Annotated in this window: 17 protein-coding genes; 5 read left to right on the forward strand and 12 right to left on the reverse strand. The window is 45.0% G+C overall.

The genetic code is table 11. The features are described 5' to 3' along the window. Nucleotide 1 precedes the first annotated feature (1 nt). Nucleotides 2-1,192, reverse strand: coding sequence for an NAD(P)/FAD-dependent oxidoreductase (locus C7R93_RS00635; RefSeq protein WP_106837002.1), 1,191 nt, complete (start codon nt 1,190-1,192; stop codon nt 2-4). 349 nt (nt 1,193-1,541) lie between these two features. Here C7R93_RS00635 and C7R93_RS00640 point away from each other — a divergent pair, with 349 nt between their 5' ends. Further along, a complete protein-coding gene (locus tag C7R93_RS00640) occupies nt 1,542-2,552 on the forward strand; it encodes an NAD(P)/FAD-dependent oxidoreductase (RefSeq protein WP_106837003.1) in 1,011 nt (336 codons plus the stop codon). Nucleotides 2,553-2,842: 290 nt separating this feature from the next. Here the strand turns inward: C7R93_RS00640 and C7R93_RS00645 are convergent, their stop codons facing one another. Continuing rightward, the gene (locus C7R93_RS00645; protein ID WP_106837004.1) at nt 2,843-3,313 is read right to left on the reverse strand and encodes a DUF6896 domain-containing protein; all 471 of its coding nucleotides are present in this window, start codon (nt 3,311-3,313) and stop codon (nt 2,843-2,845) included. Nucleotides 3,314-3,798: 485 nt separating this feature from the next. Here C7R93_RS00645 and C7R93_RS00650 point away from each other — a divergent pair, with 485 nt between their 5' ends. Further along, entirely contained in the window at nt 3,799-4,089 is a 291-nt protein-coding gene (locus C7R93_RS00650; protein WP_106837005.1) for a hypothetical protein, read from the forward strand. Nucleotides 4,090-4,117: 28 nt separating this feature from the next. Here C7R93_RS00650 and C7R93_RS00655 read toward each other — a convergent pair whose 3' ends face one another. The 4 genes from C7R93_RS00655 to C7R93_RS00670 all read right to left on the reverse strand — a co-directional run bounded on the left by C7R93_RS00655 (nt 4,118) and on the right by C7R93_RS00670 (nt 6,838). Next, nucleotides 4,118-4,738 (reverse strand): hypothetical protein, encoded by a 621-nt coding sequence (locus C7R93_RS00655; protein ID WP_106837006.1) that lies wholly within the window; start codon nt 4,736-4,738, stop codon nt 4,118-4,120. Nucleotides 4,739-4,780: 42 nt separating this feature from the next. Further along, nucleotides 4,781-5,140: a hypothetical protein gene (locus C7R93_RS00660; RefSeq protein ID WP_088909219.1), complete on the reverse strand. Its 360-nt coding sequence runs from the start codon at nt 5,138-5,140 to the stop codon at nt 4,781-4,783. A 400-nt stretch (nt 5,141-5,540) separates the two neighbouring features. Next, entirely contained in the window at nt 5,541-5,924 is a 384-nt protein-coding gene (locus C7R93_RS00665) for a cupredoxin domain-containing protein (protein ID WP_106837007.1), read from the reverse strand. A 119-nt stretch (nt 5,925-6,043) separates the two neighbouring features. Beyond that, complete coding sequence (locus tag C7R93_RS00670; protein ID WP_106837008.1) at nt 6,044-6,838, reverse strand: metallophosphoesterase; 795 nt, start codon at nt 6,836-6,838, stop codon at nt 6,044-6,046. 55 nt (nt 6,839-6,893) lie between these two features. Here C7R93_RS00670 and C7R93_RS00675 point away from each other — a divergent pair, with 55 nt between their 5' ends. Continuing rightward, entirely contained in the window at nt 6,894-7,475 is a 582-nt protein-coding gene (locus C7R93_RS00675) for a hypothetical protein (protein ID WP_244191409.1), read from the forward strand. Nucleotides 7,476-7,501: 26 nt separating this feature from the next. On the opposite strand, the gene C7R93_RS00680 is transcribed toward C7R93_RS00675, so the two are convergent. The 3 genes from C7R93_RS00680 to C7R93_RS00690 form a co-directional block, all read right to left on the reverse strand. Then, entirely contained in the window at nt 7,502-8,983 is a 1,482-nt protein-coding gene (locus C7R93_RS00680) for a DUF4153 domain-containing protein (protein WP_244191410.1), read from the reverse strand. Between the two features lie 272 nt (nt 8,984-9,255). Then, nucleotides 9,256-9,615, reverse strand: a complete 360-nt coding sequence (gene erpA, locus C7R93_RS00685) for an iron-sulfur cluster insertion protein ErpA (RefSeq protein ID WP_106837010.1) — start codon at nt 9,613-9,615, stop codon at nt 9,256-9,258. A gap of 150 nt (nt 9,616-9,765) precedes the next feature. Beyond that, nucleotides 9,766-9,987, reverse strand: coding sequence for an aspartyl-phosphate phosphatase Spo0E family protein (locus C7R93_RS00690; RefSeq protein WP_048034523.1), 222 nt, complete (start codon nt 9,985-9,987; stop codon nt 9,766-9,768). 336 nt (nt 9,988-10,323) lie between these two features. Between C7R93_RS00690 and mqnE the strand changes: the two genes are divergently transcribed. Next, complete coding sequence (gene mqnE, locus C7R93_RS00695; RefSeq protein WP_106837011.1) at nt 10,324-11,427, forward strand: aminofutalosine synthase MqnE; 1,104 nt, start codon at nt 10,324-10,326, stop codon at nt 11,425-11,427. A 104-nt stretch (nt 11,428-11,531) separates the two neighbouring features. On the opposite strand, the gene C7R93_RS00700 is transcribed toward mqnE, so the two are convergent. Then, nucleotides 11,532-11,795: a DUF1450 domain-containing protein gene (locus C7R93_RS00700; RefSeq protein WP_047072975.1), complete on the reverse strand. Its 264-nt coding sequence runs from the start codon at nt 11,793-11,795 to the stop codon at nt 11,532-11,534. Nucleotides 11,796-11,968: 173 nt separating this feature from the next. Between C7R93_RS00700 and C7R93_RS00705 the strand changes: the two genes are divergently transcribed. Continuing rightward, nucleotides 11,969-13,036, forward strand: a complete 1,068-nt coding sequence (locus C7R93_RS00705) for an NAD(P)/FAD-dependent oxidoreductase (protein ID WP_106837012.1) — start codon at nt 11,969-11,971, stop codon at nt 13,034-13,036. 164 nt (nt 13,037-13,200) lie between these two features. On the opposite strand, the gene C7R93_RS30910 is transcribed toward C7R93_RS00705, so the two are convergent. Together C7R93_RS30910 and C7R93_RS00710 are read right to left on the reverse strand one after the other, a co-directional pair. After that, on the reverse strand, nt 13,201-13,332 hold the full coding sequence (locus C7R93_RS30910; RefSeq protein WP_279629435.1) for a hypothetical protein: 132 nt from the start codon (nt 13,330-13,332) through the stop codon (nt 13,201-13,203). Between the two features lie 140 nt (nt 13,333-13,472). Next, nucleotides 13,473-13,814 (reverse strand): hypothetical protein, encoded by a 342-nt coding sequence (locus C7R93_RS00710; RefSeq protein ID WP_106837013.1) that lies wholly within the window; start codon nt 13,812-13,814, stop codon nt 13,473-13,475. Between the last annotated feature and the right edge of the window lie 97 nt (nt 13,815-13,911).

Here is a 13,911-nt window from a genome sequence, read left to right on the forward strand (position 1 = left end):
TTTACAGCTTTACTTTCTTCATGGCGAGACCGACGCCGCCAATTTTGTACAAGTAGCGCAGGTCGCTCGCTTTTTTCATCATGGCTGCTGTGCTGCCGAACAGCTTTTTCGAACCAACTTGCCCGATTCCCTCACCTTTTCCAAGAGAAGCCAGTGTCCCTTGCAGATGCGGGATGAATTTTTGAGGCAGATCGCCACGGACCAAGGCAGCCAGATTCTCACCCAGCGTCTCGCCTTCCTGTACTGCGATTTGCGCAGTTGGCGGATAAGGACGTCCTTCTTCGTTGAAGATCAAGGCACAATCCCCTACGACAAAAACATTCTCATGACCAGGCGCACGCAAGTATTCATCTACTTTGACACGACCGCGCATAACCTCGAAGCCCGCTTTTTCCACGATGCTGTTGCCGCGGACACCTGCTGCCCAGATAACCGTCTTCGATTTGATTTCTTCTCCGGTAGCCAACAGCACGCCATCCGGGGTGCACTGCTTGATCGGGGTTCCAATTTTGAACTCGATGCCTTTTCTCTCCAATACATCCATGGCGTATTGGATCAGCTCTGGATCAAAGCCAGGCAATGCAGTTGGTGCTGCCTCGATGCAGTAGACTTTCACCAGTTTTGGATCGACATCAAATTCTCGGCACAGCTCTGGCAGTCGATCGCCGAGCTCTCCGCAAAACTCAATGCCTGTAAAGCCAGCTCCCCCTACGATAAACGTGAGGTAGTCCGTACGATCCGGCTCATTTTTATATTTGGAGAACATGTATTCAATATGCTCGCGAATATTGCGGACTGCATTGATGCTGCGAATGCTAAACGCATGCTCCTTGAGTCCTTCAATTCCAAACGTTTCTGGCTCGCTGCCCAATCCGATGACGAGATAGTCATACGACAGCACTTCGCCATTTTCAAGCGTGACGGTCTGCTCTTCTGGCTGAATGGCTTGCACCGTTCCTTTGACAAAGTTGACTTTGTCCTTGTTCAAAATGCCATCCAGACTAACGCGGGCGTGATCCGCTGGTGCTGTGCCTGCAGCCGGCTCATGCAGCCAAGTCGTGATGTAGTGATAGTTGTGCTTGTTGACCAAGGTGATTTCTGCCTCATTGTAGTTGAGCTTTTTCTGTAGCTGCAACGTTGTGAGCAAACCACCGTATCCAGCGCCAAGAATCAGGATTTTGGGTGTACCCATCAGTATCCCTTCCATTCATATATAATGTCATTGTTCATGGTAACTTAAGGAAGATTGTGCGATTTTTCACGTGGTCTGGTACGTATTAAGATGCCCCAATCAAGTGACCGTATAGTATCGGGATGATTGCCCTGTTCTACCATCGGAACCACTCTGTGAAAAAATGCACAAAGTCAGACAAAGAAAAATGTGACAATTTCTTTACAGTCATCCTCATCTTATCGGCTACGGATAGGATTTGCAAGGTTTTTTTGCCTATCATCTTTCGAATTTTCTCTCCTGTTTTTCCACTTGTATGGGTTATAATGGTTGAGGAGTTCGCTTACGATTAATTCGGAGGTGCTTTTGATTGAATTTTTTGCAAAAGGACGAGCAAATCTACGACATTACGATCATCGGTGGCGGCCCTGCCGGGTTATTTACCGCTTTTTACGGCGGGATGAGGCAGGCCAGTGTAAAAATCATTGAGAGCATGCCCCAGCTAGGTGGGCAATTATCCGCTCTTTATCCGGAGAAGTACATATATGATGTAGCCGGATTTCCAAAGGTTTTAGCACAAGATTTGATCAATAATCTGAAAGATCAGATTTCCCGCTTTCAGCAAACCGTTTGCCTGGAAGAGAAAGTGGAAAATGTCGTAAAAAAAGTAGACGAGGTGTTTGAAATCACAACGGACAAAGGCACTCACTACTCCAAATCCGTTATCATCACTGCTGGGGTAGGAGCGTTCGAACCTCGCAGGCTGGAACATCCAGATGCCGTCAAATATGAAAAATCCAATCTGCACTATTTTGTTACCGATCTGAACTCCTTCAAGGGACAGCGTGTAGCTGTCATTGGCGGCGGTGATTCCGCTCTGGACTGGTCCCTCATGCTAGAACCTATCGCAAAAGAAGTACACCTCATCCATCGCAGAGACAAGTTCCGCGCACATGAACACAGCGTAGAAATGCTCATGTCCTCCAAAGTAAACGTCACGACACCTTACGAAATTACAGCTTTGCACGGCGAGGAGCGCATCGAAAAACTCACGTTGGCTCATTGCACAACAAAAGAAGAAATTAATCTTGAAGTCGATGCAGTCATTGTCAACTTCGGCTTCATCTCCTCTCTCGGTCCGATCAAGAACTGGGGGCTGGACCTCGAAAAAGGTTCCATCGTGGTCGATACCCGCATGGAATCAAACATTCCAGGCATTTTCGCAGCAGGCGATATCGCAACCTACCCTGGTAAGGTCAAGCTGATCGCTGTCGGTTTTGGTGAGGCCCCTACCGCTGTAAACAACGCGGTTTCCTACTTTAACCCGGATGCCAAATTGCAGCCTGGTCATTCTTCCAGCATGGACAACTTCAAATCGTAAAAATGTTTCATCCCTGTTGTTGCTGTTCAGAGAAAATAAAGTATTAGACTATTCAATCCTTCCATACAAAAAGGCCAGTCATAACACAAAAATAAAGTGTTAGACTGGCCTGGTTTATTGAGCTAGCGTATCCATTAGCTTAAAGCGTTATCACAAACCTTTAATACCACCAAAAAGTGCAACAGTCATTAAGAAAATACCTATACATACACTAACATATCCACTTACAATAAATCTTTTATTGATGACTGATACATCATTTCAGGCCTCTTATTCACGAACTAAAATTATTATTCATTCTGAAGAATCTTTCTGTATTCAACACCGTGAATATGTATAAGTATTTTTCGCTTTTCTAATACTTCAAAAAAATTCAACATATCACCAAATGGATTTTCAAAATATTGAATTAAGTGTTTAAAATTCTCAGTTGTTTTCAAGAAGTCATAAAAAAAGTAGGGATCCACATTTCCAATATCGTCTGTATTCCCGAGGGAAACCTCCAGTTTTTGTCCAGTATCTAAGTTTTCAAACATGCAATGCTCTCCATGAACATCAAAGTACCAATTACCGGTTAAATGTTCTTCATCGTTTAGTAATTCCGCATTTGAAATTAAGTAGTAACTTCCTTTTATTATCTCTGATTTTTCAGGCTGGTTCGTTTCCAATATTAATTTGTCAATGAGTTCTTGCGTAATTACTTTATAAGCGTCCATTGCTGCCAATAATTCATCCACCGTTTCTTTAGTTAGCAAGTTCATAAATTACCGCCTTCTATGCTATTTATATTTTTCAGTTAAAGTTTTCTTTAAAGCGTTTCTTAACAACTCACCCTGCAAATATGCTTCCTTGCAATTTCGTAGAACGTTCTGTTATTCAGGACGTCCGACGTACAAAAGATATATCCAACTTGATCCGCACCTTTGCCAAAAACTCTGCCAGTCCCAAGGTCTGCAAGCCTGCATTGTGAACTTAGTGTTATGTGGGGTTTCGTGCCTTTTTTCACTTTTCAAACTAGCGTAGTGGTTGTCCGACTATCTCTGAGTATTACTTCAAGAACATGCATTCAGGAAATTTCTGATAACGTCTTATTCACGAACTTCGAAAATAATTCCATACGTAGAGTATTCGCAAAATTATTGAGCTATCCTGCTCATGAGCGATGGCGGCGACAGGGATTTTTCGTTCCCTTGCATAACCGCTTTTGTTCGCGTGCAAAGTAGGAGGAACGAGGAGGCGATACGCTTTGATTCATCTCTGTCCAGTTTGCAATGGCTTCGCGGCCCTCCAACAAGCTTGTACAGCCTGCGGTCAACCTCTGCAAGATGCCGGTCGTCTATCGGACTTTTATGGAGACTACAGCCCGTACCAGGAGATTGACAATGCCAAGATGGACAATGGCTACATGGACGGTCTGCGACACCAATGCATCCATACAGGCTGGTGTCCCTCCTGCCAAACCGAACAGGCCGTCGTCCTGGCTGAATGGACCCCCGCTATTCTAGTAACAGATATGGAAAAGGACGCGTACCAGTAGTCGGTCACGTCCTTTTTTGTTCGAAACGTTATTTTTTCTTCATAGCGAGCTTTTCCGCCATGCGCGAATTGTTTGCTTGCATTTGTTCCAGCATTTGTTGGAGTGACTCCTTAATCTTGATTGTATCGCCAGATTCAATTGCAGAGTCAAAGGTTTCATGTGTTTTTTTCATTTGCTCGATCCGAGCTTTTCGGGCGTCACGCTCTTCTTTTGGCCCCATGTTTTTGTCTTTCCATTCCTTGAACTGCTTTTCCATCTGTTCGTTCGTTATTTCGCCCTTTTTGACTTGTTCATTCAGCTTGTTGATCAGTTGCTTTCGTTCCTCACGCTTCGCTTGCCACTTTGGGTCGTCACTCAGCGCTTCGAACTCGCTCATTAGACGATCGCGTTCTTTGAATACTGCCTGCCATTTGTCTACACTATCTGGTGCATATTTTTCCGCTAGCAAGAGCATGTACATTTTTTGATGAACGCCTCTGTTTGAGCTGTGTTGCACCTTCATAAGCTTCTCTCCATGCTCATCATGGCTGTGAGTCGGCTTAATCACTTGGGCAACTGTTGCAGATACATCTTGAGCCAACGCGACACCTGGCATGGCGAGAGCCATTACCAGCGCTGTTGTCATCATTCCTTGCTTCCACATCTTCATGCAACTCACTCCTTCTGGTAGAAAACGTCTATGATTCATCCCTTAAAAAGGACGCAACTCTTCTTTATCCAGCCCCAATAGCTTTACAAGGCCCATTTGCTCCAGATCGCTTTTCGTTTTTTCGGTGCCATACTGATAAATGAGTTGGTAGATGGCTCGTAGGTTGTCATCATATTCGTCGTTGTCCCGATCCGGCATGTCAGACCATAGCGTATGCCCATGCATCCACATCATGAAATCCCCATGGACACAGTTATTGAACAAATCTCGCATCATGCCCACTTGAACATCGGTCGCTTCGATCTCAAAATCGTATGTCGCGGAGCCTTTTTCATCGCGGATTTCTGCCACTGTCGTTCCTGCTTGCAAGGTCACGTAGTAGTGTTTCTTATCCAGTGTCACTCATCTCCTTTTTGGATCGTATCACCGACTTGAAAACTTTTCCTCCTTACCATGTGCAAAAATCTCGAAAAACATGTATATGACAAGCAAAAAAGCCCTCCGGTCATAGGAGGACTTTCGCCGACTTGCTTTGCTTCTAAGCCTGTATGTTACGATCGATCTTCTTTCCGCAAATTATGCCCAGTGTTCTCTCCCGTTTTCGGGGGAGTGCTGCGTGAGCCGGCGGATGCTTCCGTTGGGCGTTTGTCTTTGTTGTTGTGCTTGGACATGTGGTTCCCTCCCTTACTCGATGGGTGACTACCCATGTAGTATGTCCCCACCTGTGAAATGAAAAAACACCTTGACCCGCTATGCAGGCCAAAGTGCTTGTTTGTGGTTATATTCCAATAAGAGAATCGAATTATTTCACGACTAATTTTGCTACCATTTTTCCATGATCCGGACCACAGATCACGTTGCAAAAGATGGTGTACTCACCAGCTGTATCGATTTTCATCGTTTTGCTGCCATCTTTTTGAATGTCTACATCCAGCCCTTGGATACCAATACCGTGAAAGCCTTCTGTCGACTTGAAGTTGAGCGTGAACTCTTCGCCAGCTTTTACTTCAAAGGTTTCTTGATTGAATTTCCAGTTACTAGCTTCTATGTTCACTTGTGTGCCAGTAGTCGCTGCAGGAGCCGCTGCATCCGTGCTAGCAGCTTGATCCTTGCCTCCGCCGCATGCTGTAATCAACATCGCAGACAATGCAACTGAAGAAACCAACAGACCCCACTTCTTATTCACAATGACCCCTTCTTTCTTCTTTTTCTACACTTCCATCTTACTCGATGAAATCAATCCAAAATCTGGGATGGTGTGAACGAACAGTGACGAAATGGAGAACGATTGTTGAACATGATCATTCATGATTGATTGATCGCGTATACCGTTATCTCTGGAAAGCAATTAAGCCGGATTGGCAGCCTCGAAGTGCCCAGTCCGCGACTGATACCAAATACGCTAACGGATTGATCCTCTTTTTGCCCGATGTGAAAATGCTTGTAGGCACCAACAGTCCGATTGAGCAAGCGAATTTGTCCACCGTGGGTATGTCCGGTCAGAAGCAGGTCAGCTTTCAGTCGCTCGCTGTGAATCATCGAGATAATATTGGGAGAGTGAGCCAAAAATATCGTCAAGTTCGCATGCCGGATCTCTTGCTCCGGAGGCCGTTCATTGCCGTAAATCGAATTGTCGAAGCCGTATATCCAGATTAGGCTGGTGTCCTTTTCTATCACAGTGCTCTCGTTTTCCAACACCGTCATTACCTGCTGGATGGCCTCTTTTTGGGAACGGTAGACAGCAGTAGAATAGACCTTCTTGCGAAATCTTCCTGCTTCTCTCTCGTAATTGCCAGGAACGAAGAATATCCCATCCTCGCTCTTTATTTTCGCTAGCTCATTCAACACACGCGTCAACTGTCCGCTGCGCTGTGTCAAATCCCCTGTCACCATCACAATATCCGGGTCGTGAGCATTCACCAGTTTGTACAACTCTCCATTCCAAAATCGTGCTCGTCCATGAAGGTCAGTCAGGTGAATCAATGTAAGGGGAGATACACCAGGGAGTGTCAGCTTCACTGTCGTTGTTTTGACATAAGTCGTATGATAGGCAAGAAAGATTATTCCCATCAGGATACACAAAATAATCGTTGTCATCATTTTCGGAACAATCCTCTCTTTTCCTCGTCTTATGTTTTAGAGGAGTCGATCAGTGATGATATTAAAGAAGGTTCAAGGTATTATTACAGTTTTCTCGATAGTAATTATTTTCACCTTTTTCATCCAGCCTTTCCCTGCATCTGCCTGTAGTTGTGCCAGCCCTCCTGACCCTTTAACAGCAAAGGATATGTCTGCTGCTGTATTTACAGGCAAGGTGCTCCAGGTAAATGAACGTACAGACTGGATTGGTCTTCTACCATTTGGAGATAATCTAGATCGCGGAGGATTTGACGTTGTTTTTGAGGTACAGTCCACTTGGAAAGGAGTGGATCAGCAACAAGTCTTGATTGTCACCGATGGGCTTGGAGGTGCATGTGGCATTCCTTTTCAAGTGGGGCAAGAATATCTTGTCTACGCGTCTTACTGGGAGCGAAATGACCTCGAAACCAACATCTGTACGCGTACCGCTCTCAAAGCAGACGCAGGAGTGGACTTGCAGGCATTAGGATCTGGCACAGTGCCAGGCCCTTTGGCAGCTATCAATTGGAATGATTATTTATCCACAGGAATTATCCTCATCATCTCAGGAGGAGCCTTGTTCTATCTTTTCTTGTCTCAAACAAAACGGAGACGATAGCACACCTCGTCTCCGTCATCATTTTTTTATGGAAGATAAGCTTTTGCCCGATACTCCGACAGATTAAAGGACTGCCAGCTATTGTCCTCATATAAAATCTCTTTTCGCTCCTGCAGCATCTCCATAAACCGATCTTCTACCTTTTTGTCCCGCACACTCTCCATAACCACTGGTATTGCGTCATAAGACAGCCCGCTCAAATACTCGATGTCGATGTGTCCAGTCGCATGATAGCGCTGTACATTGTTTTTGGCAATGATGACGTCCATATTGATGTAATTCAGAACGACGTAACTCACTAGTGTCACAATCGCATAATACTTGATCAGGGAGAAACCATCGCGCCAAATTTTCAAGAGAGCAATAATAAACAGCACAAACAGAAAAATCATGAAAACGTGAGCTAACAGCCGCGTATGCGTATACCCATAAGCATCCTCATACAGCGAAAGGCGAAAATAGGCAGACACGAGCATGAAGCCGGTACAAATCGTCAGCATACTCAGCAGAACTTGAATAATCCGGTAAAGTATTGGTTTTGCCCGTGAAGCGAAATGCATCGTGCACAGGAGAATCAGAAAATTAATAACGGTGACCGTCACCAGCTCATTGAAGCCATTTCTAGCATACTCGGCGTACGTCAATTCATCTGGTAAAATCCGCTTCGCTCCGCTGAACAAATACGATATTTGAATGTATGTAAACGCTGTGTACACGATATTGATGATCGCCAAAATCGTTACAAGGATAACCCCGTCCCAGACGATCTTCTGGTCATCTTCGGGCACAGGCAATTCCGCTTCTTCTCGTTCCCCGAAAAGAGAATGCATGTAAGCAAACACGAGGATCGTAATAATCCCGATTAGCATCAAGCGAAAGATTGCTTCAAGTGAATCTACATCAATCATCCTTTGCGGTATTTGACCTAGAAAATGTCCAAACACACTATCCGCATTCGAGAGCAAGGAGAGTACAATTACCAGTAGCGGCACCGAGATGCCGATCCCTATGAAAACCTTCTTCATCACCCCATACTTCTCTTGGTTCAGTCTGCCCTTGATCCATTCCTTTGTCAGCCGAAATGGCAGGCGCGTATGCTTCGGTGTATAAAGGAGCAGTGTCTCCACCATCTCCATGAAAAAGCCTGGCTCGTACCATTTCGCTTGATTGCGCTTGGTAATCAGGATGGTTTGGATGACGAATAAAAACGGGATCAGGAATAGGTTGAACAGATGAAAATGTATATTGGAAAATAGAAAAAAGGTAAGCGCCAATAGAAATATCGGAAGCGTCCATATCCAGTTGACTATTTGCTTTCGCGAAAAGCGTAAATGAATGCGTTGCCTGGCCTGCCAAATAAAAAGACCGTACAAGCCGATTACGAACAACAGATAAGAGATCCCCAATCCTTTACCGTAAAACATCCAGTCAAACAGTAAGCCGATCCCAAATGCCCCCAGCAATAGCCACTGCAAGCCTTTTTGTTCTTGCGTACCATCAGCCAACATCTTCACTCCTTACGTATGCTTTTGCCCTAAAAAAGGTAAGAGCAGACTCCACAAAGGAGCTGCTCTTGTAAGTACGTGCACTTCTGGATAAATGTTACATTTTTGGCTAGATATTATCTATTTTAATTTCTCTGCAATCGTTTCATATCGTTGTCCGCCTTCTACCACATATGACTTAGATATAACAAAAAACCTCTTCAACTCGTGCGTGATCATTCACACAAATCGAAGAGGTTCCTTCTTTCATTATTCAAGAGACTTTCGTCAAATCCTTAGTCGTCACACTTCTCCGCTTTACCTTCAGCTAGTGCCGTCTTAAACGACGAGCCACAGCCACAAGAAGCGACTGCATTCGGATTCTCGATGGAGAAGCCTCCACCCATCATCGATTCCTTGAAATCGATCTCTGTACCTTTAATGTATGGGTAGCTGTCCTTATCGACAACAATTTTCACACCGTTTTGCTCGAAGGTCTCGTCGCCTTCCTTCATCTCTTCGTCCCAGCCCATCCCGTAGGTAAAGCCGCTGCAACCACCTGTTCGGACACCTACCCGCAAAAACACATCGGGCTTGCCTTCTGCTGCCAGCATTTCTTTTACTTTCAAGCTGGCGCGCTCTGTCATTGTAATCATGCTACTTTCCCTCCTTTACAGGCTCATCATTCCTGCACTTGTTAACACCATTATATTCAGTTTACTAAGAAACGCTTCTTCCCACAAGGTTCCCCTGCACTTTACGCGCTCATTCTTTCTTTCCAAATAAAAAAGAAGGGTTTCCCCTTCCTATGCAAAATGTGCATTGTTTTCCATTAGATAAAATCTATAAGCTTTCTTCCGGTTCCCTGCCTTAGACAGACTATGATCGATCTGGTTCAGTTCGTTGTGTAGTTGATCAATTTGTATACTGTATTCGAGGACATCTGGATGATCTAACCCAAACTCTAACCCCATATTTACCATACGCTGTCGAAGGAGTTCGATTTTCTCGAGCAAAACGTCCCGCATTTGAAGCTCCTCCTAGTAATAGATCAGGCTTTCTTACTATATTTTACAAGAACAGCTAGAATTTCGCAAACAAAAATTCCTTTATTTCCGAAAATATACCAAAAATACGACGGTAATTGTTATATTTTTACATTCTCAGCTTCCTTCAAGAGAGTTGGAGAACTTATGATATTGTTCGTACTTACCAAGAGGTTTATAATATAGGTGCTCTTGTTGCCCGAGATTTACTCTATTCCTAAGAGCCAATCCACTCCCATGGAACGAATATCGATTGGGTACGACTGGATTAAAGCTCTTTCATCTAAGAACCATTGACTTTGAAAGGAAGTGTTTGGAATGGCGCTTGAAACGATTTCCATACAAGACAAATCTCTCGCCGAAATCGCAGAAAAAGTCATGCATGGCGAAAGACTTACCTTGGAAGACGGTGTCACCCTTTTTAATTCCAACGATCTTTTGACGATTGGACAATTGGCTAACGTTGTTAACTATCGCAAGAATCAGGATAAGGTTTACTTTTTGCAAAATCTGTACATCAACCCAACTAACGTATGTGAAGCTCATTGCAGGTTCTGTGGCTTCCGCCGCGATGAGGGTGATGAGGGTGCCTACACGATGAGCACGGAAGAGTTGCTTCATTATGTAGAAACTCGCTTCCATCCGGGTATCCGCGAATTCCATATCGTTGGCGGACATAACCAGCACAAACCGTTCGAGTACTACCTCGACACCATTCGTACCTTGAGAAAAGCGTACCCGGATGTGACCATTAAATCGTATACCGGTGCGGAAATCGAGTTCTTCTCTCGCATTTCCGGTCTTTCCATCCGCGAAGTTTTGCAAGAGCTGATGAAAGCTGGTCTCCAAAGCCTTACTGGCGGTGGCGCTGAGATTTTGACCGAGCGCTATCGTATGAAAATGAGCCCGGAAAAAGCAAGTACAGACATGTACCTGCAAGTACACCGCACGGCTCATGAGTTGGGCTTGAAAACACACACCACCATGCTGTACGGTTCCATCGAGACATTGGAAGAGCGCGTGATTCACATGCTCCGCCTGCGCGAGCTGCAAGATGACACAAACGGCTTCATGGTGTTCATTCCATTGGCTGTTCAACCAATCAAAGCAACAGCTGGCATCAAGCGCCGCAACTCTGCAATTGATGATTTGAAAACAATGGCGATCAGCCGTCTGATGCTCGATAACTTCCAGCATGTCAAAGCATACTTTATCAACATCGGTACCCAGCTCACACAGCTTTCTCTGCAAATGGGAATTTCGGATGCTCACGGAACCTTGATCGAGGAGCGCATCAGCCACTCAGCAGGTGCACTTACCCAGCAAGCTCTGACTGTAGATGAGTTGGTCTGGTTGATCAAAGGCGCAGGAAAACGTGCGCTGGAACGCGATACCTTCTACAACGTAATCAAAGAACATTAATCTATAATAAAAGCTGATGCTCCGATTCGCTTGGGCATCAGCTTTACTATTTTGGTACGTGTACGATTGATCATGCTCACCAATGAACATCCTAAGAGAACAACCTACAGAGGAAAATCTGCATCCAGCAGTTCTTCTTCCTCGCGTAATTTATTCTTGATTTTCACCAGTAATTCATCGGCTGTTGGCGCTTGTACCAAAGTTCCGTTTACGAGCGCGAATGGCTCCATGTAGCATTCACCGCAATACCCCAGACAGCCGTACTCGAGTACGTCCACATCTAGATCAGGATCATTTTCCAATGCATCCACGACGGATTGCGTATAGGAGGAAACATTGCTCGCGCAAAATTCTACTAGTGGTTTCATCTATTGTCACCTACCGATTATTTCGACATCATCACGTACTTTATTGTACCGCGACTTTGATAAAAATCCAGCGGAGAAAACGGGAAAAAGATTCTGCTTGCATTTTTAGTGAAAGAGACTAAAAATAGAGTGGGTGCTGTAAAAAACGGACAGAAGAAAGGACTAGACCTTCTATGAAACGACTTGTGATCCTTGGAGGAGGATACGGGGGTCTTCGTATTATTGAGCGAGTCCTGTCCCCTGATTTACCAGATGACGTGTTTATAACCCTCGTAGACCGTATGCCGTTTCATGGCTTAAAAACAGAGTATTACGCTCTGGCGGCAGGTACTACACCGGAATCTCACCTGCGTGTTAATTTTCCAAACGATCCACGCCTGACCGTCAAATACGGTGAAATTACTGGCTTGGAATTGGACGAGCAGGTCGTCAATTTTGCTAACGGGGACACCCTCTCCTACGATTGGCTTGTAATCGGATTGGGCTGTGAGGATCGTTACCATGATATCCCTGGTGCTGAACAATTTACGTGTTCGATTCAATCCATGGGAGCTACCCGCAACACATACATGGCAATCAATAATGTGAACCCATACGGTACGGTTACCGTCGTGGGCGGTGGTCTTTCCGGAGTGGAAATGGCTGCTGAGCTGCGCGAAAGCCGTCCCGACCTGAATGTACGCATCGTCGACCGCGGCCAAAGCATTTTGAGCCCATTCCCGAAAAAGCTTCAGGAATATGCATCTCAATGGTTCATTGAGCACGAAGTACAGCTTGTTTCCATGGCGAATGTCACTAGCATCGAGCAAGGGATTGTGTACAACCACAACCAGCCTGTTGAAAGTGATGTTATCGTATGGACAGCAGGTATTCAAGCGAGCCGAATCGTGCGCTCTCTGCCGATCGAAACAGACAATATCGGACGCGCCAAATTAAACCAGTATCATCAAATTCCATCCCATACGAACGTTTATGTGGTAGGTGACTGTGCAAGTACCATCATCGCGCCGAGTGCACAAACAGCTGAGATCCAAGGCGAACAAATTGCCTTGATGTTGAAAAAAGACATCAAAGGCGAGGAGTATCCAGCTTCATTGCCTGCTCTCAAACACAAAGGCTTCCTTGGCTCCCTTGGCAAAAAAGAAGGCTTTGCCAGCATGGGGAAAATGTCTCTGGTCGGTCAGATGGCTCGTGTCATCAAGAGCGGTCAGCTATGGATGTACAAAAAGCATATGGGATAGTGCACGAACCTGTTGGCCGGATGGTCTAACAGGTTTTCTTTTTGTATAATCCATGCCTGCAAATCATTTTTCGCGTAACCTCTTAATCCCGGTCAGGCAGCGTTTATCACACATCATCACCAAAGCTTATTCCACATTACGTGCTGGAATAAGCTTTTTTATACCTATTCAACCAGCTCTGGCTGGAATCGTTTCGAAATGTCCAAGCCGAGGTGTTTTGCACACGTATACTCATATTCGTAGGTTTCATCGACTTTGTTTTCTTGAAATGGCTGGCTGCAAAATAAGACTTTCATCTGCACGATCCTCCTCTCAGATGCTAGAGAAAAATAAGGAAAAAACAGGAATTTTCAATATCATTCCATTATACAAAATAATTCTCCCAATGCAAAAAAACCGTCAAGATTACTCCTAACGGTTTCCTCATTTTACTGGTTTATCGCTTTTGAATGCGTAAAACAGGGACTTTTTTCGGTTCAAAGGTGTCTGCCAGTATCTTCTCTTGGATGACATTCAGCTTGAGCAAACTCGAAATTTTCCCGGTATCCGCCTTCGACATGAGGCGCCAAAGCGAAGGATCTGGCAAGGCGTTGTAAAGGCGCTCATCGTTGTATTCTCGCCGCTCCTGATAGGAGATCAGCAGCTTGTATTCGCCTTCCTCTGCACTGCCTGCTTCGCTGTATTCTTCAATCAGTTTACTCCGCAGCTCGTTCAACTCTTCTTCTACCTGCTTCTGAATTTCTTTCAACTCGTAGTAGCGAGCAATCGGTTGGTCCATCCGCTCTTCCTCCTTTGGTTACCCCTGTACCCAAAATCCATATGAGGAAAAGTCGGTTGGTAGAACCATTCGCTGGCAACGAAAAACAGCCTCCTTT

The sequence above is a fragment of the Brevibacillus fortis genome (assembly GCF_003013395.1).
Lineage (GTDB): Bacteria > Bacillota > Bacilli > Brevibacillales > Brevibacillaceae > Brevibacillus > Brevibacillus fortis.